Annotated in this window: 12 protein-coding genes; 5 read left to right on the top strand and 7 right to left on the bottom strand. The window is 40.9% G+C overall.

Annotated features, from left to right (window positions below; all coding sequences use genetic code 11):
• Positions 1-124: 124 nt before the first annotated feature.
• A complete protein-coding gene (locus H6G59_RS08965; protein WP_190713533.1) occupies positions 125-1,360 on the top strand; it encodes a DUF445 family protein in 1,236 nt (411 codons plus the stop codon).
• 20 nt (positions 1,361-1,380) lie between these two features.
• On the opposite strand, the gene H6G59_RS08960 is transcribed toward H6G59_RS08965, so the two are convergent.
• From H6G59_RS08960 to topA, 6 genes are all read right to left on the bottom strand, one after another.
• Complete coding sequence (locus H6G59_RS08960) at positions 1,381-1,944, bottom strand: Uma2 family endonuclease (protein ID WP_190713531.1); 564 nt, start codon at positions 1,942-1,944, stop codon at positions 1,381-1,383.
• A 145-nt stretch (positions 1,945-2,089) separates the two neighbouring features.
• Positions 2,090-4,681, bottom strand: a complete 2,592-nt coding sequence (locus H6G59_RS08955; protein WP_190713529.1) for an HD family phosphohydrolase — start codon at positions 4,679-4,681, stop codon at positions 2,090-2,092.
• Positions 4,682-4,873: 192 nt separating this feature from the next.
• The gene (locus H6G59_RS08950) at positions 4,874-5,782 is read right to left on the bottom strand and encodes an ADP-ribosylglycohydrolase family protein (RefSeq protein WP_190713527.1); all 909 of its coding nucleotides are present in this window, start codon (positions 5,780-5,782) and stop codon (positions 4,874-4,876) included.
• Positions 5,783-5,862: 80 nt separating this feature from the next.
• Positions 5,863-6,363 (bottom strand): type II 3-dehydroquinate dehydratase, encoded by a 501-nt coding sequence (gene aroQ / locus H6G59_RS08945; protein ID WP_190713525.1) that lies wholly within the window; start codon positions 6,361-6,363, stop codon positions 5,863-5,865.
• Positions 6,341-6,478: a hypothetical protein gene (locus H6G59_RS08940; protein ID WP_177176081.1), complete on the bottom strand. Its 138-nt coding sequence runs from the start codon at positions 6,476-6,478 to the stop codon at positions 6,341-6,343. The genes aroQ and H6G59_RS08940 overlap by 23 nt, the downstream gene beginning before the upstream one ends.
• Before the next feature lie 691 nt (positions 6,479-7,169).
• Complete coding sequence (gene topA / locus H6G59_RS08935) at positions 7,170-9,818, bottom strand: type I DNA topoisomerase (protein WP_190713523.1); 2,649 nt, start codon at positions 9,816-9,818, stop codon at positions 7,170-7,172.
• A 1,463-nt stretch (positions 9,819-11,281) separates the two neighbouring features.
• Here topA and H6G59_RS08930 point away from each other — a divergent pair.
• The 4 genes from H6G59_RS08930 to H6G59_RS08915 all read left to right on the top strand — a co-directional run bounded on the left by H6G59_RS08930 (position 11,282) and on the right by H6G59_RS08915 (position 15,451).
• Complete coding sequence (locus tag H6G59_RS08930) at positions 11,282-12,262, top strand: metal ABC transporter substrate-binding protein (RefSeq protein ID WP_190713521.1); 981 nt, start codon at positions 11,282-11,284, stop codon at positions 12,260-12,262.
• Between the two features lie 78 nt (positions 12,263-12,340).
• Positions 12,341-13,117 (top strand): metal ABC transporter ATP-binding protein, encoded by a 777-nt coding sequence (locus H6G59_RS08925; RefSeq protein ID WP_190713519.1) that lies wholly within the window; start codon positions 12,341-12,343, stop codon positions 13,115-13,117.
• Positions 13,117-13,977: a metal ABC transporter permease gene (locus tag H6G59_RS08920; RefSeq protein WP_190713517.1), complete on the top strand. Its 861-nt coding sequence runs from the start codon at positions 13,117-13,119 to the stop codon at positions 13,975-13,977. Before H6G59_RS08925 ends, H6G59_RS08920 begins: the two co-directional genes overlap by 1 nt.
• A gap of 415 nt (positions 13,978-14,392) precedes the next feature.
• A complete protein-coding gene (locus tag H6G59_RS08915; RefSeq protein WP_242038830.1) occupies positions 14,393-15,451 on the top strand; it encodes a LuxR C-terminal-related transcriptional regulator in 1,059 nt (352 codons plus the stop codon).
• Between the two features lie 266 nt (positions 15,452-15,717).
• Here the strand turns inward: H6G59_RS08915 and H6G59_RS08910 are convergent, their stop codons facing one another.
• Complete coding sequence (locus tag H6G59_RS08910; protein WP_190713515.1) at positions 15,718-15,927, bottom strand: hypothetical protein; 210 nt, start codon at positions 15,925-15,927, stop codon at positions 15,718-15,720.
• Positions 15,928-15,938 lie beyond the last annotated feature (11 nt).

Below are 15,938 nucleotides of genomic sequence, written 5' to 3'. Positions count from 1 at the left end.
GTAAAAGGCAGAAAAAGAGATATTCACTAGAAATATTCTCCGCGTCAGAGCGTCTCCCCATCTTTCCATCTCCCCAATCCCCAATCCCTAATCTATATTTCCCTGTTCCCTAATCCAAAATCCTGTGGATTGGTCTCATCTTTGGCTTTATGTATCACCCCCAATTCTGGGTGGAGTTATTGGCTACTTCACTAACGATATAGCCATCAAAATGTTATTTCGCCCCTACCGAGCAGTTTATGTTCTGGGACGAAGAATACCGTTTACTCCTGGATTGATTCCCAGCAATCAGGAGCGTTTGGCAAAAAACATTTCTGATACCATTATGGGATCGCTGTTAACGCCAGATGAATTACAAAAACTGGCTAAACGGCTGCTACAAACTGAACGAGTACAAAGCGCAATTCTTTGGTTATTGCGGCTGGCTACGGAACAACTCCAAGGTGATAAAAACCAAAAAAGTGCTAAAATTGTAGCCGGAATTTTACGAGATTTATTAGGGGAGTCATTACCGCGCCTCCTCAAAACTTTGGCGCGACAAGAGAATTTTTTAGAAACCCAGATCAACCAAATTTTTGATCAGGTATTACTGGAATTTCAACTGAGTGAAGAACAATCCACAAGGTTAGCCGATTGGCTGTTAGAAGTGGTTTTACCACCGGATGTGTTGCGACAAGCAATAGTTGATTTTTTAACAGATCGGACAATTCAAACTATTGATGACAGCTTTCGAGAAAAAACCAGCGGTACTTACTGGGTAGTCGCTAATCTATTTGGTTTACGCAATACTCTCACCAGGTTACGAACATTTTGCTTAGATGAAAAAGAAGCTAGTAATAAACGCTTGCAAGAATTAATTCAAGATTTGCAAATGCGCGATCGCTTCAGAAAATTATTACAAGATTTATCTTTCCAAAATTTACCAATTGGTACAGTCCGTCAATTAAGAAAAACTACCAGGGATAGTGTTCGTCATTACTTGCAAAATAGTGGTAGCAGTTTATTACAAGAATTGACAGAATCAGCCGATTGGGAAAATATTGCTGTCGTGTTACTGAAGCGATTAAGTAATTCCCCGGTTGTCAATACTTCCTTGGAAGTTGTTTCTCAAGAATTGGCTTTGATTTTGGAAAAGTATTTAGAAAGAGATTTAGAAGCAATTGTCGCCCAAATAATTCCCATTTTATCTATAGACCAAGTGATTGTTGATCGAGTCAAGTCAACTTCACCCGCTGATTTAGAAGCCGCAATTGAGGGAATAGTTAAGAATGAATTGCAAGCAATTGTGACTTTAGGTGGAGTTTTGGGTTTTGTTGTCGGCTTATTTCAAGTCGGATTTTTAATATTAAGTCGATATTAATTCGCTCTTTGCTTCGCTAACTAACCAGCCATTTTTAACCAGTTAAAAATCTGCCCTACTGTAATTTGTAATTCAACTCCGGGCAGTACTGGTAAAATATCATTCTCTTGTAACAATTCTGGTTGTTTTTCTGGTAAAAATATTAATATAGTGGTGTCATCTGGATCAATAAACCAACCTAATTGACAACCATAATTTAGACAATGGAGAATATTACCAATTACCTTATTGGGTTTTTGTTCAGGTGAAAGAATTTCTATTGTCCAATCTGGATGAATATTAAAGTTGTCAACAACTTCCCCTGTTGGTGTAAAAGAAATATTTTGCCACTTAAATACGGCTATATCAGGTACGATTGACCTACTACCAAAAGTACAACGCAGTTCTGAAAAAGCGTAAGCAATCTTTTTTTCTTCAGTTATTTGGTTAATAGTAGTACTAAGTTTAGTCTGTAAGCGGCTATGTCTTCCCTTTGGCATAGGTTTTTGGATAATCTCACCTTGAATATATTCACTAGCTGGCTTACTCTCAGGAAGTTTGAGAAACTCTTCTAAGGTGATTTGTGGAGTAGTGGTAGTGGTCATAGCTGACCTCTTGTATTTTTAGTCAATTATAGCTTGAAAATATTTTATATCAATTCCCTACTGAATTACGAATTACGAATTACGAATTACGTTGGCGGTAGCCTGCCGGAGGCATTATTACGAATTACGAATTACGAATTACGAATTATTTTAACTTAGGATAAGCAATACGTTTATGATGAAATTGCTGCCAAACATCCACAAAGATTTGGGCAATTTTTGAAATTTCTTCCCTTGTCAATCCCGAATCTATTAATTGCTGCTCTTGCCATTTAGCACGCAAAATATTATTGAGCATATTTAATGCTTGTTCTGGGGTGGCATCTTTGAGACTTCGCAACGCCGCTTCACAAGAATCTGCTAACATGACAATTCCTGTTTCCCGTGATTGGGGAATTGGTCCATCATAACAAAAATCAGCTTTGTCTACCGTTATAGTAGGATCTTCCTTCGCCATTTGCTGGGCTTGGTGATAAAAATAAGCGATCGCCATTGTTCCCTGATGTTCGGGAATAAAAGCCTGAATTGCTGTGGGTAAACTATGTTTTTTTGCCATCACCAAGCCTTCGGTAACGTGCTTTTTAATTATGGCTGCACTTTTCCAAGGATTTTTAATTTCTGTATCATGTTTATTTGCACCACCCATTTGATTTTCAATAAATCCCAGAGGGTCGTGCATTTTCCCGATATCATGGTACAGCGTGCCAGCCCTGACTAACTCAACATTGCAGCGGAGTTTTTTCGCCGCAGCTTCAGCCAGAGTCGCAACTAACAAAGTATGTTGAAAAGTTCCCGGTGTTTCCGTAGCCAGTCGCTTTAACAAAGGGCGGTTAGGGTTAGCCAATTCTGCCAAACGGATAGGGGTAATTAGATCAAACAGTTTTTCCAAATAAGGACTTAACCCCAAAGCGATAATACTCCACAGCAAGCCAGATAAAGCGAAAAAAGCTGCCTCTTGGAGGACGAGATACCAGCCAGAACGGAATACTGCACCAACAAGTATATTGAGAAATAAATAAATACCCCCTTGGGTTAAAGCAATAAAAATACCTAATAATGCTAGTTCCTCACGCGATCGCAATCTTTGTGCCACACAACTGCTCAAGATTCCCCCCGCAGTCCCCGCCAGCAGTCCCATTTTACTGATTTCTATACTCACTGGTAATATTAGCGATAGCAGCCCCACAACGGTCACAGCCAAAGTCGATCCGTAGAAACTACCCAACAATAAACCAATGGCGCTCCAAGTAGTATATGGAACACCCATTGCTATCACACTAGGGACACTGACAGCCAGCAGCAATATCAACAAGCGATCGCGTTCTCGCAAGTGGCTGCCAATCCGATGTTCTACCCAAATAAAACTGCCAATAGCGGTGCTAACCAAGCCGGCTAATCCTATCAAACCCAGCCAATTCACCTGTCGGCGAATCAGGTGATAATGCTCCAACACATCAAATTTCCATTCTGTAATCCGTTCTCCTTTTTTGACAATCACCTCCCCCCGCCGCACGTCTACCATCACAGATGAAACTTTCTCAACTGCTTGTTGAGCCTGTTGTTTTGTTTGTTCTTCATCTTGCTTCAGATTTGGCTTGAGTACAGTTAGCAAAACTTTAGTAGCTAAGGATTCCGCTTCCCTAGGTACAGAAATTTGTATTTGTAGGCTGATTGCATCCTCTAAAATACGACGTGGTAGTCCGTAGGGTAGCCCTTGGGTGAGCATTCGCTCTGCACTTTGATAGATTCCCCTTTGGGTTTTTGCCCAGTCTTCGTCTGACAATTCTAATAGAAATGTATCCCCATAGACTCTTTCTGAAACTTCATCCTCCGTTGGCACAAGTTTGGCAGTAGCTTGGATATATCTTTTTCTACTTTGGGATATTTTGGCAATCAGTGAAGACGGGTCTTTATCTGATGTTGTGAGACGGTAAGCTAATAGTTCCGCCAGCGCTTGATTAAAATCAATATTAATTTCCTGCTGGAGTGGAGGAGTAGATGGTGTAGTAGGTGTTGGTTTAGCTGCTGGACTCGGCTTGGGTATGGACAATTGAAAATATGGTTTTTGTGTATTTTCTAAATGTACTAATAGCTGTTGCCATTCTGATTCCAAACAAGAGCGGAGGTAACGCTGGGTAGGTATAGGCAAAACTGAAATATCGAAAAAGGGAAAAGACCCAGCAACAGCACGAATTTCATTCCCATGATTGAGAACTTGCTGCAAATGTTGATAGATTTGTTCATTTTTTTGGGCATCGACCATCAATACCGGGGCAGAATTTCTTTTAACTGCTTTGCGCTCGGCTTCTGTTTGTTTTTTGTCTTCGATACTGGCAGGATGGGGAGCAATAAATGTCTGTGGCGCAATAGTCCCGACTTTCATCTGGGGCTGGTTGTATAATTCATGCCCCATAATACCTGTGAGTGATACGATGGCAACGACCAAAATTACGGAAGAACGCTTTTCATGTACCCAACTGAAAACATTATTTTTGAGAGATTTACCCGTTGATTTAGGTGCTTGTCTCCTTTTTAGATGTCCGCTCTGATCATGATTTGGTAATAAATACAGGAGTATATTTTTGAGAATAAGCCTGTACATTTCCTTTTTATGGCTTTGAACCCTGGGACTGCTGACTACAGCCAGCCACTTGACTTTACGGCATAACACTTTGCACTGTCTGCGCCATTGCCTCAATTGCTGGGTCAAAGATTGCAAAAATTGCTGCGTTTTCATTATCTCTGGGTGTAGTTGCTTACTTTGATAACCCAAAACAAGACAATTATGACTACTGGCAATACAGACCACTACCATAGCCTAACTTTCGACTACACATCACACTCCTTTGCTTTTTAAGCTTTAGCTTGTGTGAATTGTACCAGTTGATTTCCCGTTGCATATCAAATACTGTTGCCAGACAATAATTTTCTATCGCGGGCGAATGACGCTCGGCGCTGCAAATGTTGGCAGCAGACCCAAGTCTGATAATACACTCTTCTCTGGCTCCAGGTCATAAATCCCTGACCAAACTGCTACCAGTGCATCGGCTAATTCTAATATCTGGGCAAAACTACTCTTTCCCCATGCTGGCTTTGTGACTGATGAAACCTGCCAATTTACAGGAATGCTGGCTGTGCTGTTATATGCACCTGATAATGCCCCAGTAATTGCCCCTCTCGTTTGTGACCTTAAGGACAAAGGATCTTGCTTTCGATCATTGTCCTTGTGAGTAGCGCGTAAAACTGTTAGCCGGAAGTCTTCTAATGTACTCAAAAAGCAGTAAAAGGCTAATGCAATATTGTTACTCAGTTGTTCTTGCTTACTCAATTCGGCTCGCGCTTGTTCTAATCCTGCCCCTTGTTGCAATAAGCTATTGACTTTTAATAAATCTTGTGGTAATGAAGTTGGTGTTTTGTCTAGAAAAGAAATTGTTTGGGGAATGAGAGTCAGGGGGTGAAGTTTTTCTGTTAGGGATTGTGCGATCGCATATCCTATAACTAGAGCAGCATCTTCTACTATCGGCTCAGTTTTGCAAATTTGTAATACTTGCTGCAAGTTGTGTTTAAGTTTAATATTATCTTCGTGATAAAAAATTGCCACCGGTAAGGTAGCTAAAATTATTTTTACCCAACCAGTCTCAGTTGTTTCTAACTCTACAGAGGCTTGTTGGTAACGCTTTAACCAATCATCTACATCTAATCTACCTAGTGCAATTAAACTTTCGCTCCCCAGAATTGCCCTTTTACCTAAATCACTAGGATTCTGTCTGGCTAAATTTTCTCCTAGCAATGCTCCCAGGAAAATACCTCTAACCCGATTTACGAGAGAATAACGCATACAATTTGGGATTTGGGAATTTAGATTTTGGATTTTATATTTCAGCATTTAGTCCAAAAACTAAAATCTACAACACGCTGTTAAACTTCATCTTTACTCAGATGATGTACCAGTGCTTGTAAACCCAACAAATAACTTTGGACACCAAAACCACTAATTTGACCAATCACCACTGGGGCGATATAAGAATGATGGCGAAAATCTTCTCGACGGTAAATATTACTCAGGTGTACTTCTACTGTAGGTAAGTTCACAGCAGCGATCGCATCTCGCAAAGCTACACTTGTATGAGTATATGCTCCAGCATTAATCACAATGCCCTGATATTGCCCTAACGCCCCGTGAATCGTATCTAGCAAAACTCCTTCATGATTTGACTGAAAAGTAGTAACTTTCGCCTGTAACTTCAGTCCTTCTGCTTCTAACAGGCGATTAATATTGTCTAGGGTTAGAGAACCGTAAATTCCCGGTTCTCGCTGTCCTAGTAAATTCAGGTTTGGCCCGTGCAGTACTAAAATACTTAAAGGTGTCAACGTCAACTCCAAAACCTTGAGGTTATTAGCGACGGCGTGACCGTTCATTCACAGGAATCGGAATCAGTTCCGGTTCCGCTTGTGCCTCTGGCCCTACCAATGCTTCAATTAGCTTCCGCGCTAATTCCTTCAGCTTTTCCAGTACCTTTTCTATATAGTCCATTGAACTGACCGCTCCTGAGATACTACCTCAATTTTAATTAACTTTCTTCTTCGCCGAAACTGGTGTTTTGTCCCACCTGTGGTTTCTAACGTGGCTGATACACTCGCGCATTTAGGGCATTAGCCAATTCTAAAGTTGGGTTTTGTGTTTTCCGCTATATAAAATTTACTCTAATCTACTCATGAGACTCCAAAAAGTTTGCTGCCAGTTTTCCCCAAGTATTCGGCTCTTTCTTGTCCACAGGAGCAAATCGGGGAGTAGCTCTGGGTTAATTAACTTGGTTCTTTTGGTCTTGTGATCATAACACTTAGTTAAGTATGGTGTCTACCATAATAGATGTTTTGGAAAGATTGAGAGAGATTTGAGTAAGTTTATTGTTACTGTTTACAAACCTTACTTCTTAGAGTACCACATCATTTTGGTGATTGGGTAACAGGACATTTGGTAAGTAGTTGGACAAAATTAAATTCATTGGTGGAGACTGTTAACAAGAAAACAATAGAGAAATTACCAAAATCGGGAAAAGCGGAAGGTGGGTTGAAGAAGACACACGGCTATATATCGCAAGTGATTATGCGGACATGATATGAAACCACTTGAAACCATTTGCGTCGAACGTCGGACACAGGCGACTCTGTGCGTCCTCTTCGTTAGAGCTTCCCCCAGTCCCCGCGTCCCCAGTCAAGATTTCCTAACTTGAGGTGTCTTTCTTTTTAGCACCCGTTGTTGATGACTTGGTAGTTGACTTAGTCTTAGAATTCGTTGATTTACTGGTCTTGCGGGTAGATTTGGTAGATGCTTTAGCTTGCAGCAAATCCAGGGCTGTTGACAGCGTCACCGTTTCTACTGTTTGACCTTCAGGAATACTCACATTAGTTTTGCCATGCTTAATGTAAGGGCCATAGGGTCCATCGTAGATATTTATGGGTGTATCGTCCTCTGGATGTGTACCAAGTTCTCTTAAAGCTGCTTTGGATTTGCTACTGCTAGAAGCGCGTCCCTTTTTCGGTTCAGACAATAACTCAATTGCACGTTCTAGGGAAATTGTCAATACATTGTCAGCAGCTTTGAGGGAGCGGTAATCTTTTCCCTCTTTCCCCTGATCATGAACAACGTAAGGGCCAAAGCGTCCCAAACTAGCTTGAATTTTCCCACCAGTGACCGGGTGGACTCCCAAGGTTCGGGGTAGCGCCAAAAGACCCACAGCCATATCGAGGGTGACATTTTCATGTGTCACACCTTTGGGTAAGGAAGCTTGTTTTGGTTTGGGGTTTTCGTCGGTTTTGTCCCCTAACTGTACATAAGGTCCATAAGTGCCAATTTTCACATAAATTGGTTCACCTGTTTCGGGATGCCTTCCCACTTGGTCAGGCCCGGTAGTTTTTTGCCGCAGTAGGACTTCTACCTGTTTGGGGTCGAGGTCTGCGGGTGTGAGGTCTTTAGGAATAGATGCGGTGACGACACCATCACCATTTTCTACTTCGATGTAAGGCCCATATTTACCAATGCGGACTTTAGCATCTAAATTTTCTAATATTACGGTTCTAGCAATAGTGGCATCAATTTGACTTTCTTGTTCCCTCACCAGAGTTTCTAACCCTTTCTCACCCAGATAAAATTTCTGCAAGTAGGGTAGCCATTTAGCTTCTCCTGTGGAGATGTCATCTAGGGTTTGCTCCATTTTGGAGGTAAAGCTGGGATCAACAATATCGGGGAAATGTTTCTCTAGTAAGTCAGTGACTGCAAAAGCGGTAAAGGTAGGAATCAAAGCATTACTCACCAACTGGGCATAACCTTTGTCGATGATAGTGCCAATGATGCTGGCGTAGGTACTAGGACGACCAATACCTTCACTTTCTAAGGTTTTGACTAGACTGGCTTCGGTGTACCTAGCTGGAGGTTGGGTTTCATGTCCCACCGCTTCCAGTTCAGTACAAGTTGGATGATCCCCAACTTTTAAGGGTGGTAAAATTACTTCTTGGTCTTCTAATGCGGCTTCGGGATCATCGGAACCTTCGACATAGGCGCGGAGGTATCCAGGAAAATCAATGCGCTTCCCAGAGGAACGAAAACCAGCATCTTCAACTTGTAACTGAACAGTAATTTGGGTTTGGCGAGAGTCAGCCATTTGACAAGCAACGGTGCGCTTCCAAATTAAGTCATATACCGCAAATTCTCTGCCGCCTAACCCGGTTTCTTGGGGGGTGCGGAAACTGCTACCTGCGGGACGAATGGCTTCGTGTGCCTCTTGTGCGCCTTTGGATTTGGTGGTGTATTGCCGAGGTTGGGGGCTGAGGTACTGTTTGCCATACTTTTCTTCTACACAACTCCGGGCAGCTGCGATCGCTTGATCTGACAAATGCACCGAATCTGTACGCATATAGGTAATATACCCTTGCTCGTACAAATTTTGGGCAACCCGCATGGTGTCTCGTGCCGAAAGGCGCAATTTGCGGTTAGATTCTTGTTGCAGCGTCGAAGTGGTAAACGGTGGCGCTGGTTTGCGGGTAACTGGGCGTTCTTCAATGTCGTTGACATTCCAAGTTTTACCCGTCAGTCGTTCTTTTAGAGCTTCTGCTTGTTCCTCACTCAGCAATACTACATTGCGCCCTGCGGTGATGTTTCCCGTTGTGGGATCAAAATCGCTACCTGTGGCAACTTTTGTACCTCCTAGGGTCACCAATTGGGAGCTAAAGGGGGTTTTTTCCTGTAGCAAGCTGGCTTTTAAATCCCAATATGTCCCCTCATGGAAAGCACGGCGTTGGCGTTCCTTTGTTACCAATAGACACACGGCTACAGACTGTACTCTTCCTGCGGATAAACCCCAGGCGATTTTTTTCCATAGCAGGGGAGATAGGGTATATCCTACCAATCGATCTAAAATTCGCCGGGTTTCTTGGGCGCGAACCAACTGCTCATCAATGGTACGGCAATTTTTCAAAGCCTTTTTGATGGCATCTTGGGTAATTTCGTGGAACACCATTCGCTTAGTCGGCACTTTTGGCTTCAGCAACTGGTATAAATGCCAACTGATGCTTTCACCTTCCCGGTCTTCGTCAGTTGCCAGAATTAATTCATCAACACCTTTGAGGGCTTCTTTAAGCTGGGTGACAACTTTCTTTTTATCCTTGGGGACGACATAGACTGGTTCAAAGTCCGCGTCTATATTCACCCCAAGCTGCGCCCATTTTTCACCTTTGACGGCGGCGGGAATTTCACTAGCCGACTGCGGGAGGTCACGCACATGACCCATTGAAGCTTCTACCCGATAGTCTTTGGGCAGGTAGTTGCGAATGGTACGAGCTTTGGTCGGAGATTCGACGATGACGAGAGTTGACATGGAAATTTTAAAAAAAGAATAGCTGTGAAGCTAAACAGTCAAGTTGAGATAATTTTGGCGAAATGTCAAGATGAAACGTCACGCTTAGGTGGTGATTTAATCCTCACAACTGCCCGCTAGGGGAAAAATCTGCTCAACTTCAGGTTTAGTCCTTCCCAGGAAACTGGGGCGGAAATGGTCGAGTGTGAATTGTCAGATATTTCAATCTTTAACTTATCTAACGCATAATTGGCGACTAAAGTTTGAAAAACATACAGCAACTGTCACAGTGCGATACCTTTTGTCTTTGATGACTGGGGGTTCTGAGCAATTATAAATTCTAATTTACCTGACTACCTGTGGAGCAAGTTGAGCGGTAAAGGATACCTCGTTTAATTTAACTAAAGTGCGATCGCTTCACTAGCAATAGGTATCGCTTCTGAGCGCTTCCTTATCTCTTGGGGAAAATTTGGGTAAAAGGGTAATATTTACGGTAAGCTACGCATTTCTATGTTAGTCTAGTATAATTTTATGCATTGAATTATCAAGCTAATTCCTAACTATAGTGACTCGTCAAAAATGGTGAACAACTATTTTCTAGTGGATATGGTCAGTAAGTCGGCACAATTTGGTGATTTCTCTATGAGAGTTATCAGTTAATTACTGCATCTGAACTAACCTATAAACTGTTTAAAACTCCCCCCAGGATTGCTATAAATATTTGCATTTTAGCTTCATTCAATACTACACCTCGACGGGTATATTTATCAATTTTGATTTGTACAAACAACGTAAAAACATCTAATATTATACTTCCAGCCTAGCTGATTTCCGCCTTATTATAACGATAATTATTTACGCCGACTACTTCTCTATAAATTTTATTTATCTCATTTTTTGCTTTTAATTGATTTTTTTCTTTCCTAAATTACAGTCAATCATATTATCTATAATATAATCAATAGCAATTATTAAATACTTATAACTAATTTTGAGCGCATTGAAACTTTCAAAATGCCAGTTTCAATTCTATTTGGTAGTCTAGAACTGGGTGGCGAAAATGAAGCTGCATAAAATAAGATTTTCAGGACAAATACCGCAGACATAGCCTTTCCTAGTCTGCTGAGGGACAAATTCATTTGCGTCTATCTGTGGTAGTTTCCCTGGCTGTACCTCAAGTGGGAATTGCGGCGTTGCTGATTAAGAGTATGATTTTGTTTTGCCTACGGCACGCTGTGCGAACACGCAGAGGAGGACACTTGCCCAGGAAGGGTTTCCCGACTTGTGCAAAGTGTTCGTCGCGCAGAGAGTAAGAGTTTGAAATCGTTGATTTTTCAATTTCATACTTCAATTCAGCAACGCCGGAATTGCTATATGGACTCCCGTTGGGTGCTTCATTGGGATTGAGCTAACAAAAAGACATCTGTTGCTACCCATCCTATAATAAATTTATTGAAAAATGAGAAAATTATGAAAATAAATAAATGAAAATAACTTTTAACAGTTTCCAAACAGGGCTATCGGTTGCTGCATCTGGGTTACTATTAGGTTTTTGGCTGAGTGGATGCAGTCCTACCCCTGCTGATGACCAGTTGGTAACTGCTACACCAACGGCTACCAATGCTGTGAATCCTGCGAAAAAAGACAAAAAGGTCATTCTCACGACTTTCACCGTTATTGCAGACATGGTACAAAACGTAGCGGGTGACAAGGCGATTGTGGAATCAATTGTTAAACCGGGAGCGGAAATTCACGGTTATGAACCGACACCTAGCGATTTAGTTAGGGCGAAAAACGTTGACCTCATCTTGGATAACGGTCTAGGTTTAGAAAGGTGGGCAGAGAAATTTTACAACAGTATTCCCAAGGTTCCCCACATTACCCTGAGTGATGGAATTCAACCTGTGGAAATTGCGGAGAATGCTTACAAAGGCAAACCAAATCCTCATGCTTGGATGTCACCACAAAATGCTGTGATTTATGTAGAAAATATTCGCAAAGCACTGGTAGATTTAGACCCAGCCAACGCAGACACTTACAATACTAATGCTCAAGCATACAGCCAGAAGATTCAGGCAATTGATAAAAATTTGCGAAAAGATCTGTCAGTTATCCCTCCCGATCAACGCTACATAGTCAGTTGTGAGGGTGCTTTTCCTTACATTGCCCGCGACTACGGTTTGAAAGAAGTTTATCTTTGGGCGGTAAATTCAGAACAACAAGCCACTCCCAAACAGGTGGAAAAGGTGATTAACACTGTCAAGGCAAATAAAATACCTACCATCTTCTGTGAAAGTACGGTAAATGATAAAGCCCAAAGAGAAGTTGCTAATGCTACAGGCTCAAAGTTTGGTGGAGTCTTCTATGTAGATTCCCTTTCTTTATCAGATGGGCCAGCATCGACTTATCTCAAGTTACTTGAATATAACGTCAACACGCTAATTAAAGGTTTACAGGAGAATTAGAAATAGGGAAGTGAGTTAAGGTTTTTAGTAGAGAATATAAATTTCCCGTCTCTGCACAATAACAAATAACAAGTGACTATGAACTCAATCAGTATTGATGTTGAAAATGTGACAGTCGCCTACCACGGCAAGGTGGCTTTGCATGGTGCTTCTGTGCAACTCAAAGCCAGTTCAATTTGTGGGTTGGTGGGGATGAATGGTAGCGGGAAATCAACGCTGTTCAAAGCCATTATGGGGTTTGTCAAGCCGACAACAGGAAGAGTGTTAATTAATGGCTTACCTATCAAAATGGTACAAAAAAACAACTTAGTTGCCTATGTACCGCAGTCAGAAGAGGTGGACTGGAATTTCCCGGTGAGTGTTCATGATGTGGTGATGATGGGGCGTTATGGGTATATGAATATATTGAGAATTCCCACAGCTTTGGATAAACGGGTGGTGAGAGAAAGTTTGGAGAGAGTGCAAATGTGGGAAATGCGCGATCGCCAAATTGGAGAACTCTCCGGTGGACAGAAGAAACGTGCCTTTTTTGCCCGTGCTTTAGCACAACAGGGAACCATCCTTTTGCTAGATGAACCATTCACAGGGGTAGATATCAAAACCGAAAAAGCCATGATTGACCTATTACTGGAATTACGAGAACAAGGTCATACAATTTTGGTTTCTACCCATGACTTGGCATCAATCACCACATTCTGTAACCAAGTCATCTTGATCAATCGTACTATCTTGGCTTATGGCAATACTGCTGAAGTTTTTACAGAAGAAAATTTGTCTCGCACCTTTGGTGGTTCCCTGGGTGACTTGACGCTGAGTAAAAGTCGTTTAACTCGTGAAAATCAGGAGCAAATGTAATGGAATTACTACAGTGGTTTACTGTACCTTTGCAAAACGAATTTATGGTCAAGGCAATTCTTGTTAGTGCCTTAGTTGGGGTAGTTTGTTCAGTACTATCATGTTATATGACCCTAAAAAGTTGGGCATTGATGGGGGATGCAGTTTCCCACGCGGTTATGCCTGGAGTGGTGATTGCTTATATATTGAAAATACCCTTTGCTGTTGGTGCGTTTGTGTTTGGCGTGGGTTCAGTTATTGCCATTGGTTTTATCAAAGCAAAGACAAGAATTAAGGAAGATACGGTAATTGGATTGGTATTTACGGGTTTTTTTGCCTTGGGGTTAGTGCTAGTTTCTAAAACACCAAGCAGCATAGATTTGACACATATCCTGTTTGGTAATGTTCTGGGTATTTCTCAATCAGATATTATTCAAACTGTAATTATTAGCGTCATTACTTTGGTGACGATTGCTATTCTACGCAAAGACCTTTTATTATTTTGTTTTGACCCTACCCATGCCCGTTCCATTGGCTTAAATACAGGAGCGCTTTACTATATTTTGTTATCATTACTGTCTTTAACTGCTGTCGCCGGACTACAAACTGTAGGGATTATTCTGGTTGTGTCCATGCTAGTAACACCCGGTGCAACTGCTTATTTATTAACTGACAGCTTTGACCACATGATGCTAATTGCTATGGCTTCTGGAGTATTTTCGAGTGTCATGGGGACTTACATTAGCTATTACATTGATGGTGCAACTGGAGGTTGTATTGTGGTCTTACAAACCCTATTATTTGTCATAGCAATGATATTTGCACCCAAGCATGGTTTATTAGTCAGAGCAAAAAAACAGAAGGTAATTCGTAATTCGTAACGTAGATTTGAATAAAATTAAAAGCGAAGTGGTTTGCTTAAAGTTCATATCCTTTATTTCTCACTTTTTTAGTAACACTGGATTTCATCGGTATTTATTTGCAATAGTTGTCCTTTTTGTATTTTTGATTCTAGTTTCTGCGATACTAGTAACACTTCTCTTTGGACTAACTAGCTTTGGTTTTAGAACCATTACTTCACAGTATTTATGTCACAGCAGCTTGGGTAAAAAATTGTGACACATTTATAGTAATATGTGTGACATATTTGCTTACAGGTGTCAACCCCAAAACACGTATTTATCTTTTAATAAAACTTATACAAGTATCACATTTGTCTAACTGCTAATAGTGATAGAGAATAATTGGTGTTGACTTGCTGTAAAATAGTCACATCCGTGAACTCAATAAATACTGATGCAATTAAAACTAAGGATGAATCAACCAGAATTTGAACATATTTTCAACAAGCTGACAGATCGACGTAAAGAAGTGTTGCAAAAAATACTAGCTGGTGAGACGGATGCTGACATAGCTGAAGCTATGAACATTGGAGAAGCATCTGTCAGAAAATATGTAGAAAGAATATGTTACGAATTTGGACTGAATAATGAACCTTCTGATAGTCGTCGCTACAAACGCTCAGAACTAGTTGCGCTGTTTGCTCAACACAAACCTGAGTTAGTAACAGATCGTGAACCTAAATTTAGAAAAGAAGAAACAGGAGGAGAATCGGTAGATGAAGAAGACGTAAATATTAGTGAATCTATCTTGCGCTTGTTATCTGTTAGCAAGCATATCCTAGAGGATTTAAAGAAGGTACTAAGTCGCATTAAATTCAATGAACAAGAAAGGAAACAAATTGCTAAATCTCTAAATGAAATAGGACATAAAAACTACCTCAATTATGATTTTCCCAATGCTGTAGCTTATCTAGAATTAGCTGTTGCATTTAACCCCAACTATGGTCATGCTCACTATAATTTAGGAGCAGCTTATGAAAGATTAGACAATTTGAGCGGTGCTTTTCATCACTATCAGATTGCAATTAGATATAATAATCGCGCTGCTGATGCTGCTGTGAATAACTTAGCTCGGTTGGAAATTCTCCAAGGAAATAGTGCTGATGCTGTGGAAATTATTGAACCAATTTTGTCAAGGGTGAAAGACAACACAGTCAAAATTGCATTGCATAAAAATCTTGGTTGGGCATATTTTCAGCAAGATGCTTACGAGCAAGCAAAGCAACATTTACTCATATGTCTAGAATTAGAAAGTGATTACGCTCCGGCTTATTGTCTATTAGCACAAGTTCAGGAAGCGGAGGGAGATCAGCAAAGCTCTCTAGCATCATGGAGGAAATTTCTGCAATATTACTCCCATGATCAGCAAGTTACAAAAATACCTGGGAAATTACCAGAGCTAGAAGCTTGGAAGCTTTATGCCATAAGAACTCTGAAATCTTCAACCATGTGATTTATAGCAGCATTCTGTAGGGTTTTAGGAATGCTAAACCTCTACAGCATTGCTAAATCTATACAACAATCAAACCCTCTTTGTACATGGCTTTGTCAAGCTAATTTGTACTTCATTTACCTGCAATCTCCAGTATCTAATGGGTATGTTTAGGAGGGTATATCAAACTTGATAAATTGGTTTTTATGAACAAATTTTATCGATCTGATGCACCCTACCACATACATTATCCATAGTCTCTTTCCAGAGTGATAGAAAAACGATGTCTAACTCGGTGGAACAGTTGGATCGCCATCGTCATCGTCATCGTCATCGTCATCGTCATCTTCATCTTCATCCCCTATGAAGGAAATACTATGTACTGTTAGTTTTTGCACTGCTAGTAAGAAATTATGATATTGCTGATTACTATCCAGAGCAGTGTGTGAATTTTTTTGACGATCAATATTGATTGTGAATGAATTTTGATGAGCCATATAAACCTCTT

The organism is Anabaena lutea FACHB-196 (assembly GCF_014698305.1).
Lineage (GTDB): Bacteria > Cyanobacteriota > Cyanobacteriia > Cyanobacteriales > Nostocaceae > Anabaena > Anabaena lutea.
The sequence above is the reverse complement of the archived record's forward strand: the minus strand, read 5'-3'. Positions and strand labels throughout refer to the sequence as shown.

What these genes read in the sequence shown, in the direction of transcription:
- H6G59_RS08915 (WP_242038830.1), top strand. Translation starts at nt 14,393, where the DNA reads ATGCAATTAAAACTAAGGATGAATCAACCAGAATTTGAACATATTTTC.
- H6G59_RS08960 (WP_190713531.1), bottom strand. Translation starts at nt 1,944, where the DNA reads ATGACCACTACCACTACTCCACAAATCACCTTAGAAGAGTTTCTCAAA.
- H6G59_RS08950 (WP_190713527.1), bottom strand. Translation starts at nt 5,782, where the DNA reads ATGCGTTATTCTCTCGTAAATCGGGTTAGAGGTATTTTCCTGGGAGCA.
- H6G59_RS08925 (WP_190713519.1), top strand. Translation starts at nt 12,341, where the DNA reads ATGAACTCAATCAGTATTGATGTTGAAAATGTGACAGTCGCCTACCAC.
- H6G59_RS08920 (WP_190713517.1), top strand. Translation starts at nt 13,117, where the DNA reads ATGGAATTACTACAGTGGTTTACTGTACCTTTGCAAAACGAATTTATG.
- topA (WP_190713523.1), bottom strand. Translation starts at nt 9,818, where the DNA reads ATGTCAACTCTCGTCATCGTCGAATCTCCGACCAAAGCTCGTACCATT.
- aroQ (WP_190713525.1), bottom strand. Translation starts at nt 6,363, where the DNA reads ATGAACGGTCACGCCGTCGCTAATAACCTCAAGGTTTTGGAGTTGACG.
- H6G59_RS08930 (WP_190713521.1), top strand. Translation starts at nt 11,282, where the DNA reads ATGAAAATAACTTTTAACAGTTTCCAAACAGGGCTATCGGTTGCTGCA.
- H6G59_RS08910 (WP_190713515.1), bottom strand. Translation starts at nt 15,927, where the DNA reads ATGGCTCATCAAAATTCATTCACAATCAATATTGATCGTCAAAAAAAT.
- H6G59_RS08940 (WP_177176081.1), bottom strand. Translation starts at nt 6,478, where the DNA reads ATGGACTATATAGAAAAGGTACTGGAAAAGCTGAAGGAATTAGCGCGG.
- H6G59_RS08955 (WP_190713529.1), bottom strand. Translation starts at nt 4,681, where the DNA reads ATGAAAACGCAGCAATTTTTGCAATCTTTGACCCAGCAATTGAGGCAA.